At 39.8% G+C, this 19,219-nt stretch carries 27 protein-coding genes; 23 read left to right on the top strand and 4 right to left on the bottom strand.

From position 1 onward, the window contains the following. Positions 1-8 precede the first annotated feature (8 nt). From rplX to F908_RS01110, 18 genes are all read left to right on the top strand, one after another. Positions 9-326 (top strand): 50S ribosomal protein L24, encoded by a 318-nt coding sequence (gene rplX / locus F908_RS01195; RefSeq protein WP_004641054.1) that lies wholly within the window; start codon positions 9-11, stop codon positions 324-326. Between the two features lie 15 nt (positions 327-341). Then, positions 342-878: a 50S ribosomal protein L5 gene (rplE, locus tag F908_RS01190; protein WP_004660357.1), complete on the top strand. Its 537-nt coding sequence runs from the start codon at positions 342-344 to the stop codon at positions 876-878. Positions 879-887: 9 nt separating this feature from the next. Then, a complete protein-coding gene (gene rpsN, locus F908_RS01185) occupies positions 888-1,193 on the top strand; it encodes a 30S ribosomal protein S14 (protein WP_004660360.1) in 306 nt (101 codons plus the stop codon). A gap of 12 nt (positions 1,194-1,205) precedes the next feature. After that, positions 1,206-1,601, top strand: a complete 396-nt coding sequence (gene rpsH, locus F908_RS01180; RefSeq protein WP_004660361.1) for a 30S ribosomal protein S8 — start codon at positions 1,206-1,208, stop codon at positions 1,599-1,601. Between the two features lie 13 nt (positions 1,602-1,614). After that, positions 1,615-2,148, top strand: coding sequence for a 50S ribosomal protein L6 (gene rplF, locus F908_RS01175; protein WP_005156281.1), 534 nt, complete (start codon positions 1,615-1,617; stop codon positions 2,146-2,148). Between the two features lie 14 nt (positions 2,149-2,162). Further along, positions 2,163-2,513 carry a 50S ribosomal protein L18 gene (rplR, locus tag F908_RS01170; protein ID WP_004660364.1) on the top strand — a complete coding sequence of 117 codons (351 nt, stop codon included), beginning with the start codon at positions 2,163-2,165 and terminating at the stop codon, positions 2,511-2,513. Positions 2,514-2,515: 2 nt separating this feature from the next. Beyond that, complete coding sequence (gene rpsE / locus F908_RS01165; RefSeq protein ID WP_004657688.1) at positions 2,516-3,013, top strand: 30S ribosomal protein S5; 498 nt, start codon at positions 2,516-2,518, stop codon at positions 3,011-3,013. A 6-nt stretch (positions 3,014-3,019) separates the two neighbouring features. Next, entirely contained in the window at positions 3,020-3,196 is a 177-nt protein-coding gene (gene rpmD, locus F908_RS01160) for a 50S ribosomal protein L30 (RefSeq protein ID WP_003653652.1), read from the top strand. A gap of 3 nt (positions 3,197-3,199) precedes the next feature. Further along, positions 3,200-3,640 (top strand): 50S ribosomal protein L15, encoded by a 441-nt coding sequence (gene rplO / locus F908_RS01155; RefSeq protein WP_004660366.1) that lies wholly within the window; start codon positions 3,200-3,202, stop codon positions 3,638-3,640. 45 nt (positions 3,641-3,685) lie between these two features. Then, entirely contained in the window at positions 3,686-5,005 is a 1,320-nt protein-coding gene (gene secY / locus F908_RS01150; RefSeq protein WP_171062401.1) for a preprotein translocase subunit SecY, read from the top strand. Positions 5,006-5,025: 20 nt separating this feature from the next. Beyond that, positions 5,026-5,142 (top strand): 50S ribosomal protein L36, encoded by a 117-nt coding sequence (rpmJ, locus tag F908_RS01145; protein WP_000867907.1) that lies wholly within the window; start codon positions 5,026-5,028, stop codon positions 5,140-5,142. 107 nt (positions 5,143-5,249) lie between these two features. After that, positions 5,250-5,606 carry a 30S ribosomal protein S13 gene (rpsM, locus tag F908_RS01140; RefSeq protein ID WP_000090816.1) on the top strand — a complete coding sequence of 119 codons (357 nt, stop codon included), beginning with the start codon at positions 5,250-5,252 and terminating at the stop codon, positions 5,604-5,606. Positions 5,607-5,625: 19 nt separating this feature from the next. Continuing rightward, entirely contained in the window at positions 5,626-6,012 is a 387-nt protein-coding gene (gene rpsK, locus F908_RS01135; RefSeq protein ID WP_001040166.1) for a 30S ribosomal protein S11, read from the top strand. A gap of 12 nt (positions 6,013-6,024) precedes the next feature. Beyond that, on the top strand, positions 6,025-6,651 hold the full coding sequence (gene rpsD, locus F908_RS01130; RefSeq protein WP_004641035.1) for a 30S ribosomal protein S4: 627 nt from the start codon (positions 6,025-6,027) through the stop codon (positions 6,649-6,651). Between the two features lie 18 nt (positions 6,652-6,669). Beyond that, entirely contained in the window at positions 6,670-7,677 is a 1,008-nt protein-coding gene (locus F908_RS01125) for a DNA-directed RNA polymerase subunit alpha (RefSeq protein ID WP_004660372.1), read from the top strand. A gap of 18 nt (positions 7,678-7,695) precedes the next feature. Continuing rightward, positions 7,696-8,061: a 50S ribosomal protein L17 gene (rplQ, locus tag F908_RS01120; RefSeq protein WP_004641032.1), complete on the top strand. Its 366-nt coding sequence runs from the start codon at positions 7,696-7,698 to the stop codon at positions 8,059-8,061. A gap of 420 nt (positions 8,062-8,481) precedes the next feature. After that, positions 8,482-9,972, top strand: a complete 1,491-nt coding sequence (locus F908_RS01115; RefSeq protein ID WP_005156276.1) for a flavin-containing monooxygenase — start codon at positions 8,482-8,484, stop codon at positions 9,970-9,972. Between the two features lie 123 nt (positions 9,973-10,095). Then, positions 10,096-10,602, top strand: coding sequence for a DUF2059 domain-containing protein (locus F908_RS01110; RefSeq protein ID WP_005156273.1), 507 nt, complete (start codon positions 10,096-10,098; stop codon positions 10,600-10,602). A 53-nt stretch (positions 10,603-10,655) separates the two neighbouring features. On the opposite strand, the gene F908_RS01105 is transcribed toward F908_RS01110, so the two are convergent. Continuing rightward, positions 10,656-11,828, bottom strand: coding sequence for an acyl-CoA dehydrogenase family protein (locus F908_RS01105; RefSeq protein WP_005156270.1), 1,173 nt, complete (start codon positions 11,826-11,828; stop codon positions 10,656-10,658). A gap of 189 nt (positions 11,829-12,017) precedes the next feature. On the opposite strand from F908_RS01105, the gene F908_RS01100 reads away from it, so the two are divergent. The 5 genes from F908_RS01100 to F908_RS01080 all read left to right on the top strand — a co-directional run bounded on the left by F908_RS01100 (position 12,018) and on the right by F908_RS01080 (position 17,307). Continuing rightward, positions 12,018-12,275 (top strand): FAD assembly factor SdhE, encoded by a 258-nt coding sequence (locus F908_RS01100; RefSeq protein ID WP_005156268.1) that lies wholly within the window; start codon positions 12,018-12,020, stop codon positions 12,273-12,275. Next, positions 12,262-12,657: a hypothetical protein gene (locus tag F908_RS01095; RefSeq protein ID WP_034602534.1), complete on the top strand. Its 396-nt coding sequence runs from the start codon at positions 12,262-12,264 to the stop codon at positions 12,655-12,657. Before F908_RS01100 ends, F908_RS01095 begins: the two co-directional genes overlap by 14 nt. Before the next feature lie 544 nt (positions 12,658-13,201). Beyond that, entirely contained in the window at positions 13,202-14,266 is a 1,065-nt protein-coding gene (locus tag F908_RS01090) for a hypothetical protein (RefSeq protein ID WP_005156261.1), read from the top strand. A gap of 76 nt (positions 14,267-14,342) precedes the next feature. Next, complete coding sequence (rrtA, locus tag F908_RS01085; protein ID WP_005156259.1) at positions 14,343-14,924, top strand: rhombosortase; 582 nt, start codon at positions 14,343-14,345, stop codon at positions 14,922-14,924. A 178-nt stretch (positions 14,925-15,102) separates the two neighbouring features. Beyond that, positions 15,103-17,307, top strand: a complete 2,205-nt coding sequence (locus tag F908_RS01080) for a TRAP transporter large permease subunit (RefSeq protein WP_005156252.1) — start codon at positions 15,103-15,105, stop codon at positions 17,305-17,307. A 103-nt stretch (positions 17,308-17,410) separates the two neighbouring features. Here the strand turns inward: F908_RS01080 and F908_RS01075 are convergent, their stop codons facing one another. From F908_RS01075 to F908_RS01065, 3 genes are all read right to left on the bottom strand, one after another. Continuing rightward, positions 17,411-18,295 carry a DMT family transporter gene (locus F908_RS01075; protein WP_005156249.1) on the bottom strand — a complete coding sequence of 295 codons (885 nt, stop codon included), beginning with the start codon at positions 18,293-18,295 and terminating at the stop codon, positions 17,411-17,413. A 226-nt stretch (positions 18,296-18,521) separates the two neighbouring features. Beyond that, positions 18,522-18,968 carry a hypothetical protein gene (locus tag F908_RS01070; RefSeq protein WP_005156247.1) on the bottom strand — a complete coding sequence of 149 codons (447 nt, stop codon included), beginning with the start codon at positions 18,966-18,968 and terminating at the stop codon, positions 18,522-18,524. A 10-nt stretch (positions 18,969-18,978) separates the two neighbouring features. Next, positions 18,979-19,185 (bottom strand): YheV family putative metal-binding protein, encoded by a 207-nt coding sequence (locus F908_RS01065; RefSeq protein WP_005156246.1) that lies wholly within the window; start codon positions 19,183-19,185, stop codon positions 18,979-18,981. Positions 19,186-19,219: the final 34 nt, after the last annotated feature.

The raw sequence follows: 19,219 nt of genomic DNA, 5'->3' as shown, positions 1-19,219 counted from the left end.
AGGCAATCATGGCTAAGATTAAAAAAGGCGATCAAGTAATTGTGATCGCAGGTAAAGAAAAAGGCAAACAAGGTGTTGTTTTGTCTGTTTCTGAAGATCGAGTTAAGGTCGAAGGTCTTAACTTAGTGAAGAAGCATCAAAAGCCAAACCGTGTAACTGGCGCTGAAGGCGGTATCGTTACTCAAGAGGCAACGCTTCATATTTCAAACGTGGCAATTTTTAATGCTACAACCCAAAAGGCTGACCGTATTGGTTATCAAGTGATTGATGGCGCGAAAACTCGTGTTTATAAATCAAATGGTGAATCAGTGGCGGTAGCGAAGTAATAGGTTGAATAGGCGATGGCCAGACTTAAAGCACGTTATAACGACGAACTTAAAGCGAAGTTACAAGAAGAACTTGGCGTTAAGAATGTGATGGATATTCCTCGCATCACGAAAATCACTCTTAACATGGGTGTAGGCGCAGCTGCAACTGATAAGAAATTATTAGATGGTGCTGTTGCTGATATGCAACTCATTGCTGGTCAAAAACCAGTTGTGACACTTGCACGTAAATCAATCGCTGGTTTTAAAATCCGTGATGGTTGGCCAATTGGTTGTAAAGTTACTTTACGTGGCGACCAAATGTACGAATTCTTGGATCGCTTGATCTCGATCGCTATCCCTCGTATCCGTGACTTCCGTGGTTTCTCTTCAAAATCATTTGATGGTCGTGGTAACTACTCTATGGGTTTAAAAGAGCAGATCGTTTTCCCTGAAATCGATTTTGACAAAATTGATCGTATCCGTGGTTTAGATATCACGATTACGACCACTGCTCGTAGCGATGACGAAGGCCGTGCGCTTATGCGTGCATTCGGCTTCCCGTTCAAATAAGAGGTCGATATGGCTAAGAAAGGTATGATTAATCGCGAATTGAAACGCGAAAAGACAGTTGCTAAATACGCTGCAAAACGTGCTGAATTAAAAGCAACGATTGCAAACGTAAATGCATCTGATGAAGAACGTTTCGAAGCGATGATGAAGTTACAAGCATTACCACGTAATGCATCTCCAGTACGTCTTCGTAACCGCTGTGGTTTAACTGGTCGTCCTCATGGTTACTTCCGTAAGTTCGGTTTAAGCCGTAACAAATTACGCGATACAGTAATGCAGGGTGATGTACCAGGCGTTGTTAAAGCAAGCTGGTAAGGAGCGACTATAATGAGTATGCAAGATACCGTTGCCGACATGTTAACGCGTGTTCGTAACGCTCAAATGGCAAAGAAACAAGTTGTTTCTATGCCTTCTTCTAAGTTGAAGGTTGCTATTGCAAACGTTCTTCAACAAGAAGGTTATATTTCAAATGTAGAAGTTGCTCAAGAAGATGCAAAAGCTACTTTGACTATTACGTTAAAATATTTCGAAGGCAAACCAGTTATCGAAACTGTGAAGCGCGTAAGCCGTCCTGGTCTACGTCAGTATCGCGGTAAAGATGCACTTCCAAGCGTTAAGCAAGGTTTAGGTATTGCAATTGTTTCTACAAGCAAAGGCATCATGACTGATCGCGCTGCACGTGCTGCGGGCGTTGGTGGTGAAGTTATTGCTTTTGTTTCTTAATAGGTGATTCCTCATGTCTCGTGTGGCTAAAGCCCCAGTAGCTGTACCTAATGGTGTAACAGTTACTCAGAACGGCCGGCAGGTCGAAGTGAAAGGCACTAAAGGTACATTGTCTTTCAACCTGCATGCGCTGGTCGAGCTAAAACAGGAAGAAGGTAAACTTCAACTTGCTCCAGTTAAAGAGTCGAAAGATGCTTGGATGCAAGCTGGTACTGCTCGCGCTGTATTGAACAACCTTGTAAAAGGTGTTAGCGAAGGCTTCGAACGTAAGTTACAGCTAGTTGGTGTTGGTTACAAAGCAGCAGTTAAAGGCACTGTCGTTAACCTTGCTTTAGGTTATTCACACCCAATTGACTACGCTTTACCAGAAGGTGTAACAGCGGAAACTCCAACTGCAACTGAAATCATTTTGAAATCAGCAAACAAGCAGTTGTTAGGTCAAGTAGCAGCGGAAATCCGTGCATATCGTTCTCCTGAACCATATAAAGGTAAAGGTGTTCGTTATTCGGATGAAGTTATTCTTCGTAAAGAAGCTAAGAAGAAATAAGGCGCGAGGTTCTTATGAACGAAAAGAAACAAACCCGTTTGCGTCGTGCAAAAAGCACACGCTTGCACATTCGTGCATTGGGTGCGACTCGTTTGTGTGTAAACCGCACTCCGCGTCACATCTATGCTCAAGTTATTTCAGCAGATGGTGGCAAAGTTTTAGCGCAAGCTTCAACTTTAGATGCATCTTTGCGTAGTGGTGCGACTGGTAATATCGATGCAGCAACTAAGGTTGGTGCTTTAATCGCAGAACGTGCTAAAGCAGCTGGCGTTACTAAAGTTGCATTTGACCGTTCTGGTTTTAAATATCATGGTCGTATCAAAGCCTTGGCTGATGCTGCTCGTGAAGGCGGCTTGGAGTTCTAATCATGGCGAAAGTTGAACAAAACGAAGGTCTCGTTGAAAAGCTGGTTGCCGTTGATCGTGTAGCCAAAGTTGTTAAGGGTGGTCGTATCTTCTCTTTCACAGCATTAACTGTTGTGGGTGATGGTAATGGTCGTGTAGGTTTTGGTCGTGGTAAAGCACGTGAAGTTCCAGCTGCTATTTCTAAAGCACTTGAAGCTGCACGTCGTAACATGATTACTGTAGACCTTGCGGGGACTACTTTACAACACCCTGTGAATGCTCGTCATGGTGCAAGCCGTGTATACATGCAACCTGCTTCAGAAGGTACTGGCGTAATTGCTGGTGGCGCGATGCGTGCTGTTCTCGAAGCTGCAGGTGTACATAACGTACTTGCTAAATGTTATGGTTCTACAAATGCTGCTAACGTAGTAAACGCAACTTTCAAAGGTTTGCGTGATATGACTTCTCCTGAGAAAGTCGCTGCGAAACGTGGTCTTTCAGTAGAACAAATTCAAGGGTAATCAATCATGAAAACGATTAAAGTTACCCAGACTAAATCTTCTTCGCATCGTTTAAAAAATCATAAACTTTGCTTACAAGGTCTAGGTCTGCGTCGTATTGGTCATACTGTAGAAGTGCAAGATACGCCTTCTAACCGTGGTATGGTCAACAAAGTTTACTATATGGTTAGTGTAGAGGAATAAGCCATGACTCTGCGTTTAAATGAACTTGCGCCTGCTGAAGGTGCTAAGCGTGAAAATCGTCGTCTAGGTCGTGGTATCGGCTCTGGCGTTGGTAAGACTGGTGGTCGTGGTATCAAGGGTCAAAACTCACGTAAAAGTGGTGGTACTCGTCCAGGCTTTGAAGGCGGTCAAACAGCGTTATATCGTCGTTTACCAAAATTCGGTTTCACTAGCCAAATCGCTTTGAAAACTGCTGAAGTACGTTTGTCTGAATTGAATAAAGTTGAAGGTGATGTAATTAGCCTTGAAACTTTAAAAGCTGCGAACGTTGTTCGTCGTGATCAAATTCGTGCTCGCATCGTTCTTTCTGGTGAAATCACTCGCGCATTCACTGTTCAAGGTGTTGTGTTGACTAAAGGCGCTAAAGCTGCTGTTGAAGCTGCTGGCGGTAAAGTCGAGGAGTAATCTCGAGTGTCTATGACTCCTAGTTCTTCAGGTCATGTAAACATGATGAAAGGCCAACCGTTTCATGTGAAATATCGTGAAATTATTCGTCGATTAATGTTTTTGATTGGCGCGTTATTGGTCTTTCGACTAGGAGCGCATATTCCGTTGCCAGGTATTGATAATATAGCGCTAGCACGGTTTTTTAAGGCGAATGAAGGTACCTTCTTAGGCTTATTTAACATGTTCTCTGGCGGTGCATTAGAACGCATGTCGATTTTAGCGTTAGGGATTATGCCGTACATTTCTGCATCGATTATCGTGCAGTTAATGTCTACGGTTGTTCCTTCGTTAGAAGCTTTGAAAAAAGAAGGCGAGCAAGGCAAACGAAAGATCAATCAATATACACGTTATGGCACCTTATTCCTTGCACTCGTGCAAGGTGTAGGGATGTGTGCTGGTTTGATCAGTCAAGGTATTACTTTGACATCAGGCTTAGCATTCTATGTTCCTGCAGTTACTTCGTTAGTTGCGGGAACAATGTTTCTGATGTGGTTAGGAGAGCAAATTACCGAACGTGGTGTTGGTAATGGTATCTCGATGATCATTTTTGCAGGTATTGTGGCTGGTTTGCCAAATCTTGTAATACAGTCGTTTACGTCTGTAGATAATGGTCAAGGTAGTTTAATTGGTTTAGCTGTATTTGGCTTACTCTCATTAGCCGTTTTAGCTGCGATTGTGTTTATTGAAAAAGCACAACGTCGTATTCCGGTGAACTATGCACAAAAGCAACAAGGTCGTCGTGTTTTTACTGCACAGCAAACGCATTTGCCATTAAAAATTAATATGGCAGGTGTGATTCCAGCGATTTTTGCAAGCTCACTGTTATTATTTCCAGCGAGTTTGGGACAATGGTTAGGTAGTGCTGATCCAAATGCAGGGATTGTGAAGCGTAGCCTACAAGATCTGGCATTGGTGTTATCGCCTGGACAGCCGTTGTATTTAATGCTGTTTGGTGCGTTAATTATTTTCTTCTGTTATTTCTATACAGCGCTAGTATTTAGCCCGAAAGAAGTTGCAGAGAACTTAAAACGCAGCGGAGCATATGTGCCTGGTATCCGCCCAGGTGAGCAAACGGCTCGTTATTTAGATCATATTCTTAACCGTTTGACTTTTATTGGTGCAATTTACATTACTGTAGTGTGTTTAATGCCTATGGTGCTACAAAGTTCGTTTAGTATTCCATTCCATTTGGGTGGAACATCTTTACTGATTGTAGTTGTAGTAGTAATGGACTTTATGGCGCAACTTCAAGCGCACCTTACTTCGCATCAATACGATAATCAAACGTTAATGAGAAAAACGACTGCTCATCCTAAGGGATAAGCGCACTTAGAGGTTTCATCATGAAAGTACAAGCTTCTGTAAAGAAAATTTGTGGTAGCTGCAAAGTTATCCGTCGTAATGGGGTTATTCGCGTGATTTGTAGCGCAGAACCTCGTCATAAGCAGCGTCAAGGTTAATTTAATTAAGACCTGTTGATTTCAGTAGGCTAATTAGGTTATTATCCGCCCCTCAAGATTTTTGTGGGGCGGTTGATTATCTTGACTGCCTTTTTGGAGAAAATTGAATGGCTCGTATTGCCGGTGTAAACATTCCGGATAACAAGCATGCTGTTATCTCTCTCACGTATATTTTTGGTATCGGTCGCCACACTGCTAAGAACATCTTAGCGACTGTAGGTATCACTGAGACTACAAAAATCCGTGAATTAGATGATGCTCAGCTTGATGCGATTCGTGCAGAAGTTGCTAAGGTTCCGACCGAAGGTGATTTACGTCGCGAAATTTCCATGAACATTAAACGTTTAATGGATTTAGGCTGCTACCGCGGTCTTCGTCATCGTCGCAGCTTGCCTGTTCGTGGACAACGCACCAAAACTAACGCACGTACCCGTAAAGGTCCGCGCAAACCGATTAAAAAGTAAGATTTCTGGAAGCTAAAAGATGGCTAAAGATACTCGCACACGCAAGAAGGTCACTCGTACCGTCTCTGAAGGTGTTGCACACATTCACGCGTCTTTTAATAACACCATTGTAACGATTACCGATCGTCAAGGTAATGCATTGGCTTGGGCTACCTCAGGTGGACAAGGCTTCCGTGGTTCACGTAAATCAACTCCGTTCGCTGCTCAGGTAGCTGCTGAAGTTGCTGGTAAAGCAGCTTTAGATTACGGTTTGAAAAACCTAGACGTCCTTGTAAAAGGTCCTGGTCCAGGTCGTGAGTCTGCGGTTCGTGCATTAGGCGCAGTGGGTTATAAGATTAACAGCATTACCGATGTGACTCCAATTCCTCACAACGGTTGCCGTCCACCTAAAAAACGTCGCGTGTAAGGAGAAACATTCATGGCTCGTTATATTGGTCCAAAATGCAAACTCTCTCGCCGCGAAGGGACAGACCTGCAACTTAAATCAGGCGTTAAACCGTTTGATGTAAAAACCAAAAAACACAATAAAGCACCTGGTCAACATGGTCAGGCTCGTGGTGGTAAGCAATCTGAGTATTCACTACAATTACGTGAAAAACAAAAAGTACGTCGTATGTACGGTGTGTTAGAGCGTCAATTTAGTAACTACTATAAAGAAGCAGCTCGTGTTAAAGGCGCAACTGGTGAAAACTTGTTGAAATTGCTTGAAAGCCGTCTTGATAACGTAGTTTATCGCATGGGTTTTGGTTCTACACGTTCAGAAGCTCGTCAGTTAGTATCTCACCGTTCTATTACTTTAAATGGTCGTCGTGTAAACATTGCGTCTATTCAAGTAAAAGCAGGTGATGTAATTGCAGTGCATGAAGGTGCTAAACAACAATTGCGTATCAAAAACGCTATTGAATTAGCTGCTCAACGTGGTATCCCTGCTTGGATGGAAGTTGATCATTCTAAGTTGGAAGGTACGTTTAAAGCTGCACCAGATCGCTCTGATTTACCTGCTGAAATCAACGAAAGCTTGATTGTAGAATTGTATTCTAAATAATCCTTGAGGTAGCAATAAATGACGCGTACTGCAAACGAGTTTCTAACTCCGCAAGCGATCAAGGTCGAAGCGGTGAGCGGGACCTCGGCAAAAGTGATTCTTGAGCCTTTAGAGCGTGGTTTTGGCCATACTCTAGGTAATGCTTTACGTCGCATTCTATTGTCTTCTTTACCTGGCGCTGCTGTGGTTGAAGTTGAGATAGAAGGCGTCGAGCACGAGTACAGTACTTTAGAAGGCTTGCAGCAGGACATCGTCGAGCTCTTGCTGAACCTAAAAGGATTGTCTATTAAGCTGTTCGATCAAAATGAAGCATATTTAACATTAGAGAAGCAAGGTGCAGGTGACGTAACAGCAGCTGACCTTCGTTTACCTCATAATGTTGAAGTGGTTAACCCTGATCATTTAATCGGTACTTTGAGTTCTTCTGGTTCATTGAAAATGCGCCTTAAAGTAGCTCAAGGTCGTGGTTATGAGACATCTGACTCTCGTTTCCCAGAAGGTGAAACACGCCCAGTAGGTCGTTTACAGTTAGATGCTTCTTATAGCCCAATCAAGCGTGTTTCTTACACAGTAGAAAATGCTCGTGTAGAACAACGTACCGATCTTGATAAGTTAGTGATCGATCTTGAGACTAACGGAACTGTTGATCCAGAAGAAGCTATCCGCAAAGCGGCAACAATCTTGCAACAACAAATTGCAATTTTTGTTGATCTTCAGAAAGATCAAACTCCTGTCGCTCAAGAACCTCGCGAAGAAGTTGACCCAATTTTGCTTCGTCCAGTAGATGATCTCGAGCTTACTGTTCGTTCTGCTAACTGTTTGAAGGCAGAAAATATTTACTACATTGGTGATCTTGTTCAACGTACTGAAGTTGAGTTGTTAAAAACTCCTAACTTAGGTAAAAAATCGTTAACTGAGATCAAAGATGTTTTGGCATCGAAAGGTTTACAACTCGGCATGCGTTTAGAGAACTGGCCACCAGCTAGTCTCCGTATGGATGACCGATTTGCCTATCGTAGCCGTTAATTAAGTAGGACTATCACCATGCGTCATCGTAATAGTGGTGTGAAATTAGGCCGTACAAGCAGCCACCGTAAGGCGTTGTTTCAAAACTTAACAAATGCTTTAGTAGAGCACGAGTTAATTAAGACAACTTTGCCTAAGGCGAAAGAACTTCGTCGTGTTGCTGAGCCTTTAATCACTTTGGCTAAAAACGATACTGTTGCAAACCGTCGTTTAGCGTTTGCTCGTACTCGTTCAGCAGCAACTGTTGGTAAATTATTTACCGTTCTTGGCCCTCGTTACAAAGAACGTAACGGCGGTTATCTTCGTGTTCTTAAAGCGGGCTTCCGTGCAGGTGATGCTGCACCGATGGCTTACGTTGAACTCGTTGACCGTGAAGTAAAATAATACTTCTACGTGTAGAACAGTCAGTTGTTCCAAAAAAGGTCGGTTTATTCCGACCTTTTTTATTGTCTATTTGAAACAGCAAATATTGATCATTTGTCTTCGAGTGGCATGTATATCATCCTAATTTTTAGCTAAAGATGGCTCATGAAAAAGTTGGAACTGTAATGACTTGTCTTTTGTGTAGAGTTCCATAACTAAAAAATTTGAAGACATGATGATCTTCGAAAAATGCATTAGGTTGTTATAAGAGATATTTTAAAAACACCTAAATCCAGGTGAAAATCTCAAGATTTTTTACCTCATATTTCTTCAAAATGTCCCGAAGTGATATAAAAAAAACGATGAATGACTAAACTTGACATTGTGTATTGTCAAATTTGTGCTTTAATAAAGTCATGGTTTATACAGGGTATAAAAACAATGGAAAAGCAAGTTGATGTATTAATTATTGGTGCTGGTATCTCTGGGATTGGGTTAGCCGTGCATCTTTCTAAAAACTGTCCACAACGTAACTTTGAGATTTTAGAGCGTCGTGATAGCTTTGGTGGGACTTGGGATTTGTTCCGTTATCCTGGTATTCGTTCTGATTCGGATATGTCGACTTTTGGTTTTAATTTTAAACCGTGGGCAAAAGATAAAGTATTGGCAAGTGGCGCTGAGATCAAGGGCTATTTAAGCGATGTGATTAGTGAAAATCAGTTAAAAGATAAAATTCACTTTGGCCATCGTGTTATTTCAGCAAACTATGATTCTACAAAGAAAAAATGGTTAGTTGAGATCGAAGATAACAATAAGAAAAAACAAAATTGGTCTGCAAATTTTGTCATCGGTTGTACCGGCTACTATAACTATGATCAGGGTTATGCACCTAAATTCCCTAAACAAGAAGATTTCAAAGGTCAGTTTATTCACCCACAACATTGGCCAGAAAATTTAGATTATACGGGTAAGAAAGTGGTGATCATTGGTAGTGGTGCAACTGCAATTACGCTTGTACCTTCAATGGTCAAAGGTGGAGCAGGGCATGTCACCATGTTACAGCGTTCACCAACTTATATTGCTACGATTCCTTCAATTGACTTTATTTATGAGAAAACACGTAAATTTATGTCTGAGGAAACGGCGTATAAATTTACTCGTGCACGTAATATTGGTATGCAACGTGCTATTTATGCATTAGCTCAAAAATATCCGAAAACTGTACGTCGTTTATTGTTGAAAGGAATTGAATTACAGCTTAAAGGTAAAGTGGATATGAAACACTTTACGCCAAGCTATAATCCATGGGATCAACGTTTATGTGTTGTGCCAGATGGAGATTTGTTCAAGGCATTACGTGAAGGTCAGGCAAGTGTTGAAACAGATCAAATTGAAAAATTTACTGCAAATGGTATTCAACTGAAATCTGGTAAACATCTGGAAGCGGATATTGCAATTTCTGCAACTGGTTTGGAAATTCAGATTTTGGGTGGTGTGAAAGGCTCGATTGATGGCAAGCCAATGAACACTTCACAACATATGCTGTATCAGGGGGTAATGGTGAGTGATGTGCCGAATATGGCAATGATCATTGGTTATATCAACGCATCCTGGACATTAAAAGTTGATATTGCAGCTGATTATATCTGTCGCTTGATCAATCATATGGATAAAAATGGTTTTGATGAAGTGATTGCACATGCTGATCCTTTACAGCGTGAAAATGATACGATCATGGGTAAAATGTCTTCTGGTTATATCGCACGTGCAGCTGATGTAATGCCTAAACAAGGTAAACAAGCACCGTGGAAGATCACCAATAATTACCTAGCTGATCGTAAAGAACTGAATGATGCTAAGTTTAATGATGGGGTTTTAGAATTCCATAAGCGTGGCGATCAAACAAATCGTAAGCCAAAATTAGTATCATAAGTTTTTGCTTGAATGTTTTGAAACCCTATGCAGTTGCATAGGGTTTTTTATTTGAGTGGCTATTTAAATATAAAAAATATCGCGTATATTGAGCGCAATAACATTTAAAACAGGGATGACTGAGTGAAAAAGCTATTAATCTTGGGGACATTATTATTCAGTACATTTGTTTTTGCTGATGATGTGAAAAAGAAAGAAGTTATTGCTCAAAAATTGGTATCTGTAGATGGAACCGAACAAGGTTTACAAAACACTGATAAAATGATTTTAGAGCAAATCCGAATGCGTTTGCCTAAAGATATACCTGAAAATTTTTACGTAGATTTGATTAAAAATTTAAACAGTGAACAGCGTAAGCAATTCATTATCCAACGTTATGTTGAAACATTCAGTCAACAGGAACTACAAGCCGCATTAACCTTTTATCAATCTACAGAAGGGAAAGCGTGGGCTAAAAAAGCCAGTGAGATAGGAAGTGAAGTTGCACATTTCACTACGCAAAATGCACGCACTGCTTTAAATGTCACTATGCAACAACATATTGATAATCCAACGGTAAAGCAACTAATGGCACGAATGAATCCAACGCCTACGCCAGCTCAAACAACTGAAAAATCTGAAACTAAATAAATAAAAAAGGATCGTGTAATTAAACACGATCCCTTTAACTTTCCCATTTATGTTTAAAGTGTACGAGAAATTAATTCTTTCATAATTTCATTTGTTCCCGCATAAATACGGTTAGCACGGTTATCGATGTAGGCACGTGCAATTGGATACTCCAACATATAACCATAGCCACCATGTAACTGTAAGCAATCATCTACAACTTTTGAGAACATATCTGAAATTTTGTATTTAGCTGCTGCTGCGGCATCTACACCTAGGCTTTCTTCGAGTTGTAATTCCATACAACGATCTAAATAAGTACGGCAGAAATCAATTTCAGTACGTAATTCAGCTAATTTAAACCGTGTATTTTGGAATGTACTAATGGCTTTGCCAAATGCTTTACGATCTTTGGTGTATTGAAGAGTATGCGCAAATGCTGCTTCTGCACCTGCTTGGCAAATAATCGCAACCAACATACGTTCCCAAGCCAGTTCTTTCATCAACATGATGAAACCCATACCTTCCATACCAAGTAGGTTTTCCTTAGGTACTCGTACGTTGTCAAAGAACAATTCGCAAGTATCTTGCCCTTTCATTCCGATTTTATTCAAAGGTTTACCTTTACTAAAACCAGCACGATCAGCTTCAACGATGATTAATGATAAATTTGCTGAGCCTTTTTCATTGTTGCCTGTTTTACAGACGACAATTGCCATGTCACAAAGGTAGCCATTGGTAATGAAGATTTTTGAACCATTAATGACATACTCATCGCCATCAAGCACAGCTGTAGTACGAACTGCTTGAAGATCTGAACCTGTACCCGGTTCAGTCATGGCAATCGCTGTAACTGTTTCACCTGTTGCCATTTTTGGCAACCAATGTTGTTTTTGTTCCTCATTACCAAAGTTATTGACATAATTGGCAACGATGTCTGAGTGTAATGAGAAACCTGTACTTGAGTCCATTGCATAAGCTTGTTCTTCAATGAGAATCATACTGTACAAACGATCAACTCCAGAGCCACCATATTGTTCTGGCATTGTGGTACAGAGTAAACCTAGTTCACCTGCTTTGTTCCATAAGTCACGGTCAACATGTTGTTGTTTCTCATATTTTTCAATATTTGGCACAACTTCTTTTTCATAAAATTTACGTACAGTTTCACGAAATGCTTCATGATCAGAAGTAAATAGCTTACGTGGGAGCATATTTGGAATTGGACGAATTGCACCTGATTGCATTTGTTATTTTTTCCCTAGAGTGTTGGATTTAAACATTCATTGCCACGATACAAGAAATTGAAAATAGTGAACAATGTGATCAATGCTCAATTTGATTGATGTATTTGGTCACTTGAGAAAAAACGCTGCGAAGTTAATGGGGGATCGAGTACACTATGACTATAAAATTGTTGCATAGTGGAACAAATAATGTCTGATGAAATAAGTTTGGAAGAGCGTAAGGTCGTTTATCGCGCACGTCGTGGTTTAAAAGAAATTGATGTGTATTTCGATCCTTATGTTAAAAACTATTATTTAACCGCCGATGCTGATGAAAAGGCGCTATTTGCAGAGTTGGTTGATCAAGAAGATCCAGATTTATTGGATTGGTTTATGGAGGTGGGTGAGCCACCTCGTGCTGAGTTAAAAGATTTTATTTTAAAATTAAAACATTATGTTCATGGCTAATCGTGTTTTTGAGTTGCAATACAGTCGATTTATGATTGTTTTGCAACTTTTAATTTTTATCTTCCTTGCAGTTTTACTTTATCACGTACTGTCTTTGGGGATTTGGTTGCTCTGTCTGGCGATCATGGCCATTGTCTGGTTCAGGTTTCTTCAGCAACCTCAGGTCAGGCGTTTTGAACATCTGGATGGTCAGGATTGGTCATTTGAGTTTGCCAATTCAGATTTGCCTGTACAGCGTTGGCAAATTGTGAAAATGATCGATCATCATTGCTATATTGTTCTGTATTTTTCTTCGTCCCAGAATAAAAACTGTATCATTTGGTGGGATCAATTGCCCGTTACACAGTGGAAAAACCTAAAAACACTGGTAAAACTATGCTAATTGTTTGACAATTCTATAACTGTATAAAATTAATAAAAATAAATATATCAATAGCTTAATTTTTTTTTGAATAAGATTTTGTAAAATTGTTAGATTAAGTTCTCTAAAAATTCATGAAAATTATGATTGTCAGACAATCCAGACCTGAACTCATACTTCTTTTCGTTAAAGTACAAACACCAACGTAAAGTATGGTGGAGGTCCAAAATGATGGAAATTCCAACATGGTCGTTTCTGGTGATTGCAGTGGTTTTCGCAATCGTTATAGGAAGAGCAGGAACTTTACTCAAGGATTACTTTCAACAAAACTAAAAGATAAAGAGTTTCAGGTTTTTACCAGTTAATAAGTAGCATGTGCTGAACCGTCGCAATGCTACTTTTTTTTGCCTAAAATTTTTGTATTTTCAACTCTCTGTCAATTCGCTTATCTGTGAATTGTGTCAGAATGGGCATGTTAAATTAGAGCAATTACTCTTTAATTCAAGTATTGCATCTGATAAGGTACGCCTAAAAGGAAAAACAAATTAATTAGAGGACAGGAAGAATGTCTAAATTCCAAAAAATGGGACAGGGTGTGGCGGTTGCGTTACTCACAACATCACTATTATCAGGGTGTTCACAAATCATTAAAACAGGGGCTAATGTCGCATTAAGTTTTAGTGAAAATCATATTGTTCCACCAATTTTGGCGATGGATGACGCCGAAATGGTGTGTAATTCAGGTAATGCCTTAACTCCAGCGGTGATGTCAACCAAGGATATGGGGGCTGATCCAACACGTATGGCGGTGTTATTGTATACCTCAGCAGGTATTTGTGCTGAAAATAAAGCCTTAGAAGCGGAACTCCGCTATTTGCGTGCTTCGAAAGCAGGTCAAGTTTCTGAAGCTCAAGATGCTCGTATTGAACAAAAACGTTGGGCGGGGATTGCTGCTGAACGTCAATATGCAGGTTATCAACTTTTTGCAAATCGTTGGGAATCAAAATATAAATATAAATTGGGTGATTCATGCCCAACAATGCGCAATGATTTAGATCAGACAGTTTACCTTTTAGGGATGGTAAGTGGTCTGCAAGCGATGACCAATGATATTAACTCTGGTGGTGCGGTTAATGTCCCGAAAGATATTGCGGGTATTGTTGAGCGTGGCATGACCTGTTTGGATAATGAAAAATTCTGGGGCGCGCCGATGGCGACGCGAGCAGTGATTTGGACTTTATTACCAGGTGCGGGTGACGGTAAACCTGAACCTTATGCAACCATGAAAGAATCAATGCAAATTGGTGAGAAAAAAGGTGTTCGTTTATCACATGCATTATATGCAGTTGCTGCACAAGCAAGTGGTGATGATGCCAAACTGCGTGATGCTTTCCGTTCTTATGCTGCTGCAACAGGTGAAGACAAACCAGTAAATCCTCAATTTAGATTGATCGATAAGATGGCTGGTTTGATGGTCCAGGGTATAGCTGATCGTTATTGGACTGAAAATACAGGTGTACGTTCTAGTGATGAAGGTTTGACTTCTTTCTGGGACGATAAGAAAGAAAGTTCATCTGAATTGGATGCTTTATTTGATGGTGGAGATGGCGCATCAGCACCAGCAGAGTAAACTTGAATTAAACGACCTTTTACAAGTGAAACATTTAAACTGGTAAAAGGTCAGTTTTTTCATGGGGTGGTAATGGATGAAAGATCACGTATGGATACCGAAAGTTATTTTAATCGCTGTATGTGTTTCTATATCAGCGTGCTTGCAAGTATTTGCAGATCACTTCATTTATTGGAAACCTAGTTTATTCGCTGAGTTTTGGCGTTTATGGACTGCACATTGGGTTCATGTTGGATGGATGCATTTTTTCTTAAATATGCTGGCATTTGCATGTTTACCTTTTATTTTTCCTCATGCTCGTAATTGGCACTTATGTGTTCTGCTTTTAATCCTTCCTCCCTTTATTAGTCTTATCTTTTATTTCTACTTACCTTATATCGATGCATATGCTGGTCTTTCTGGCGTGTTGCATGGATTATATGTTGCTGTTGGTCTCGTGTATCTGAAATATCCTAAAGAAAGAAAATTTGCCTTATTGGTCTTGTTGCTGATCTCAGCAAAATTAATATGGGAAAATACTTTTGGCCAGACGGGTACTGCACAGTTAATTGGTAGTCCTGTTTTGACAGAAGCTCATTTGATTGGTGCGATTGGTGGTTTGTTCTGTGGGTTAGGTTATTTATTGTTAAGAAGGATAGAGAGAGAACATATAAGTTGATAAAAAAAACCAACAAAAAAATGATTGTAGTCATTCTTTTTTGGGAAAGATTGCTGCAAATTTAGGCGGTTAAAAGGGATTGGTTACGAAGAGGGTAAATTCACTTATCTATCAACCATGGACATCGCATGATTCAACATCTTTGGATGGGTGTTGATAACAATAAACTGGAATATACATGCAAAATGATCAAGAGAAAAAGTCTGGATTAGCCCGACTGGGTTATATCTGGAATGATTGGATATCAACATTCATCATTCTTGCTTTGTTGCTAATGACTTTGCTTATTGGTACTGGCGAGATGATTCACGGTCAAATGCTCCGTATGGGGGAGCGTTTGTATGGTGATGAAAAAATAGGAATGCAGTATTCGTTTTTACGAGCTGAACCTGAAAAACCATCTTGTGATCGACATCCTAATATTGAAGCGCAAGTTCAAGAGCAGATGAAAGCAAATGCTGCTGATGAGTTTGCAAGTATGTTTGGTACAGCATCTGAATCAGATGTACGCGCTTCTTTATTAGCTGCACAACAACAGTGTGAAGAAAAATATCAGTTCTATGATAAAGCAATGAAGCACTTGGAAGCTCATCCAAGTATTCGTACTTATCGTCAAGTTGAAACCACATTCTTCGGTATTTTTAAGTTAGGTTCTGAAAACCAGACTGTACTTTTACTGATTATGGTGTTGTTTACATCTATCACAGCTTCTTTACGCTATCACCACATTGGTTTACGTGCACCTAAAACGAAGATGGACTATCGTGTCTATTCAGCATATATGGTTGTAGGTAATGCTCTACTGAGTTTATCGACAATTAGTCAATATAACTCGTTGCTGAATTCTGGCGTAGAATTGACTACGAAGACATTGGCGATTTCATGGTTATGGATAGCACTCTTTGTCTCTTTAACCGTAATCAGCTTAGTGCAATTATTTTTAATTCCTAAAACAGCGCAACCTAAAGGTAATTTTGGTTTGGCGGTGCTGAGCGTACCATTGTATGCACAGATGTCACTGATCACGGGGATAATCTTTACTTTCTTCATGGATTATCCAATGGGGCAAGGGATCTACTTGGGAATTATTGTTGAGTTCTCTGGTATTTTCTTAAACCTTGCATTGTTTATTTGGGCAGGTATGTTACTGACCCAAACGCGTGTGATGGATTTATTCTTAAATATCCTGCGTCCGTGGAATCTAGCACCTGAAACTTTAACTTGGTTAATCTTAATTGCAGCGGCAATTCCAACAGCATATACAGGCGCTTCTGGTATTTTCGTTATTGCCGCAGGTGCAATTATTTATAAAGAGGTTTGGAACTCTGGTGCGCGCCGTCAATATGCATTAGCTGTATCGGCAATGTCGGGTTCTTTAGGTGTGGTGATTCGTCCATGCTTACTTGTAATTTTGATTTCAATGCTAGATAGCCGCCATGTAACGTCTACAGAATTATTTGATCATGGTATCTATGTTTTCTGGTTAACTGCATTTATTTTCCTTGGCGTTTCATTGATTCTTGCTGAAGAAAAGTTCCGTGTTGCTTCACCAAAAGTTGCTGTACCTGGTATGTTACGTGCATGTGTACCTGTGATTCCTTATGTAATCATTGGTTTTGCAGTTGTGATTTTCTATAAACTTGCGTTAGATACATCAATCAATGAATTTACAGCGCCAATGATTTTACCATTGGTGTTGATTGCAATGATTTTGTTTGACAAATTGTTTGCAGCAAAACTTGCACCAGCTCCAGTTATTGATGCAAAGCATGAGGCGTTAGTTCTTGAACATGAACAGAAATCAGACTTCTTAAAAAGCCATGATCCTCATGGTGGTAAGAGTTTTGGTTTTGGTGGAGCATTACGTTTTGCAACTTCAGAAACAGTGGGTCATATCGGTGCCTTGATTCTACTGATGGCATTATCTGCGAGCGTTGGTGGTTTAATCGAGCGTGCTGAAGTGGTTGAGTTATTACCAACTCACTTGGATAATATCTATATTTCTCTTGCCTTTATTGCAATGTTACTTGCAATTATTGGTATGACTACAGATCCATTTGGTGCGGTAATCTTAGTTGCTGCGACAGTAGCGCCAGTTGCTTATGAGAACGGTATTCATCCGATTCACTTCTGGATGATCGTATTGGTTGCATTCGAATTTGGTTATGTAACACCACCTGTTGCATTAAACCATTTGTTGACGCGACTCTCTGTCGGGGATGAAGAGGTATCAGCCGCTGATAAGGAAGCAAAAGAGAAATACACAAGTTTCTATTATCGTTATGAGCGTTGGTTATTACCGATTATCGTATTGTTCTCATCCTTAGTGTTGGTGACCTATGCACCATATATCTTCCAAATGTTTGGTTGGTATAAACACTAAGTGTTGGAATAAAAAAGCACCTTCGGGTGCTTTTTTATTTCTCAGATTTAAAATGCTTTAGACATTATTAATGTTGATAAGTTATTTTTAAAGATCAAATATTTTAGCGTTGAATCATTTTCTTTTGACGTTGAGTCAATGGACTACATAATAAAATTGCCAGCAAAATAATACAAAATCCAATCACGCTGTATAAATCAGGTACTTCATTCCAAAGTAAGAATCCCCATACACCTGCAAAAATAATGGCCATATAATTCACAGGTGCAATTTGTCCTGCTGGCGCAAGTCGATAAGCATGAGACATAAAAATTTGGCTGACATTAGCAAGTATCCCTGCGCCAATCAAAAATAATAATTCTTTTACATGATAGGTTCGCCACATCCAAAACATTGGAATCACAGAAAGTGCTGATCCTATCAAGCAGAAATAAAATACGATGCGTTCAGGTGGTTCGGTTTGAGTGAGTGCTCGAACGGTTACAAAAGCCATTGATGCAAGTAAGCTTGAGGCGATACCAATCACAGAAATCCAGTTCAGTAGACCTTGATCGGGTTTAGCCACACAGAACACCCCAATAAAGCCGAGTCCCGCGGCACAAAGCATAGCAATGGTGATTTTTTCTTTTAGAAATAACCATGCAATAACTGGAATAAAAATTGGGGAAGAGTAGGTAAATACCATTGCATTTGATAGCTTTAAATGCGCAATTGCGTAAAAGAAACCATACATAGCTGCAAGTCCAACAATACTACGCCAACTATGCATCCATAGTTTTTCTGTTTTTACAAAGCCAATACCTTGTTTAAAAATAAAAGGCAGAAACAGGATGAGTCCGACCACGTTGCGGAAAAATACAATTGTATAGTTATCAACCGTATGTGATGCATAACGAATACAGATACCCATGATCGAAAAGAGAAGGGCCGAGATTGTTAGGCAACCAATCGCAAGTAAAAGGTTACGATTAGTTTGAAGTGAATTCATATTAGACGCGAGGCTTTGAGACTAAAGTTATTCTATGCTTCTCAACGGATGAAAGAAATGTGCTTTTAAACTGGATTTTAGATTTGTTGAGTGACTTATATCCATCATACCGCAATCAGTGTAAATACAAACTTATGAGGGTCTGTATGAAAAATCGCGATTAGAAATATGAGATTGATATTTCAATGAGTAAAAAGCTTTAAACTGGATTAAAGCTTTTGTTGTTTTAAGATTTATGTTGTGCGGAGATCTGAGCCTCCAAAAGTTTAATTTGATCTTCTTTGAGCTTAAGTAAAGTATCAACATCATTATTTTGTTGTTTCAAGTCACGCTGTTGGTCTTGCAGTTGCTGTTGAATATCATCTAGCTTTGCAATCTCTTCTTTGGCTAAACTGTCATTGCTCGGAAGTGGTGATTTGACAATTGACTCTTCGACTAATTGTATTGGTGCAGCAACTTCACTGCTCGCCGTATTTATATTTGGACTAACAGTTGTTTCTGCTTTGGATATAATTGTTTTTTCGGCAATTGGTTGTGTAGCTGTGCTTGTCGATTGCTGATCTTTTTGTGATAAAAACCATTGAATTGCAAAAAACAAAACCACAACAACGCTAATTCCACCAATTATCATCCATAATAATTTGGAATTTTGAGTTTGGTATGTGGACATCATTTTTAACCTTCTAGTCAAAATGACGAGGTTTGAATTGTATCACCCCAATTTCATCTTGCTCAGCGGTTTGTTGCTCTTCCACGTGGGTCGGGCGTTTTTCGCTATAAGCACATTCGATACATTCAATCCACTCGTCATCCACAGTGATGATCTTAACCACACGATCTAAGGCGCCACATTTAGGGCATTTTGCACCCGCGATGAACTGTCTTTTCATGTCAGTTAATTACCACCCTGTGAACAATAATGGC

Origin of the sequence: Acinetobacter sp. NIPH 284 (assembly GCF_000369425.1) — a bacterium.
Classification (GTDB): domain Bacteria; phylum Pseudomonadota; class Gammaproteobacteria; order Pseudomonadales; family Moraxellaceae; genus Acinetobacter.
This window is presented reverse-complemented; position numbering and strand designations above follow the sequence as displayed.

Bases quoted from the DNA above. Each gene is read 5' to 3' on its own strand.
- rplX (WP_004641054.1), top strand. From the start codon at position 9: ATGGCTAAGATTAAAAAAGGCGATCAAGTAATTGTGATCGCAGGTAAA.
- rplE (WP_004660357.1), top strand. From the start codon at position 342: ATGGCCAGACTTAAAGCACGTTATAACGACGAACTTAAAGCGAAGTTA.
- rpsN (WP_004660360.1), top strand. From the start codon at position 888: ATGGCTAAGAAAGGTATGATTAATCGCGAATTGAAACGCGAAAAGACA.
- rpsH (WP_004660361.1), top strand. From the start codon at position 1,206: ATGAGTATGCAAGATACCGTTGCCGACATGTTAACGCGTGTTCGTAAC.
- rplF (WP_005156281.1), top strand. From the start codon at position 1,615: ATGTCTCGTGTGGCTAAAGCCCCAGTAGCTGTACCTAATGGTGTAACA.
- rplR (WP_004660364.1), top strand. From the start codon at position 2,163: ATGAACGAAAAGAAACAAACCCGTTTGCGTCGTGCAAAAAGCACACGC.
- rpsE (WP_004657688.1), top strand. From the start codon at position 2,516: ATGGCGAAAGTTGAACAAAACGAAGGTCTCGTTGAAAAGCTGGTTGCC.
- rpmD (WP_003653652.1), top strand. From the start codon at position 3,020: ATGAAAACGATTAAAGTTACCCAGACTAAATCTTCTTCGCATCGTTTA.
- rplO (WP_004660366.1), top strand. From the start codon at position 3,200: ATGACTCTGCGTTTAAATGAACTTGCGCCTGCTGAAGGTGCTAAGCGT.
- secY (WP_171062401.1), top strand. From the start codon at position 3,686: ATGAAAGGCCAACCGTTTCATGTGAAATATCGTGAAATTATTCGTCGA.
- rpmJ (WP_000867907.1), top strand. From the start codon at position 5,026: ATGAAAGTACAAGCTTCTGTAAAGAAAATTTGTGGTAGCTGCAAAGTT.
- rpsM (WP_000090816.1), top strand. From the start codon at position 5,250: ATGGCTCGTATTGCCGGTGTAAACATTCCGGATAACAAGCATGCTGTT.
- rpsK (WP_001040166.1), top strand. From the start codon at position 5,626: ATGGCTAAAGATACTCGCACACGCAAGAAGGTCACTCGTACCGTCTCT.
- rpsD (WP_004641035.1), top strand. From the start codon at position 6,025: ATGGCTCGTTATATTGGTCCAAAATGCAAACTCTCTCGCCGCGAAGGG.
- F908_RS01125 (WP_004660372.1), top strand. From the start codon at position 6,670: ATGACGCGTACTGCAAACGAGTTTCTAACTCCGCAAGCGATCAAGGTC.
- rplQ (WP_004641032.1), top strand. From the start codon at position 7,696: ATGCGTCATCGTAATAGTGGTGTGAAATTAGGCCGTACAAGCAGCCAC.
- F908_RS01115 (WP_005156276.1), top strand. From the start codon at position 8,482: ATGGAAAAGCAAGTTGATGTATTAATTATTGGTGCTGGTATCTCTGGG.
- F908_RS01105 (WP_005156270.1), bottom strand. From the start codon at position 11,828: ATGCAATCAGGTGCAATTCGTCCAATTCCAAATATGCTCCCACGTAAG.
- F908_RS01100 (WP_005156268.1), top strand. From the start codon at position 12,018: ATGTCTGATGAAATAAGTTTGGAAGAGCGTAAGGTCGTTTATCGCGCA.
- F908_RS01095 (WP_034602534.1), top strand. From the start codon at position 12,262: ATGTTCATGGCTAATCGTGTTTTTGAGTTGCAATACAGTCGATTTATG.
- F908_RS01090 (WP_005156261.1), top strand. From the start codon at position 13,202: ATGTCTAAATTCCAAAAAATGGGACAGGGTGTGGCGGTTGCGTTACTC.
- rrtA (WP_005156259.1), top strand. From the start codon at position 14,343: ATGAAAGATCACGTATGGATACCGAAAGTTATTTTAATCGCTGTATGT.
- F908_RS01080 (WP_005156252.1), top strand. From the start codon at position 15,103: ATGCAAAATGATCAAGAGAAAAAGTCTGGATTAGCCCGACTGGGTTAT.
- F908_RS01075 (WP_005156249.1), bottom strand. From the start codon at position 18,295: ATGAATTCACTTCAAACTAATCGTAACCTTTTACTTGCGATTGGTTGC.
- F908_RS01070 (WP_005156247.1), bottom strand. From the start codon at position 18,968: ATGATGTCCACATACCAAACTCAAAATTCCAAATTATTATGGATGATA.
- F908_RS01065 (WP_005156246.1), bottom strand. From the start codon at position 19,185: ATGAAAAGACAGTTCATCGCGGGTGCAAAATGCCCTAAATGTGGCGCC.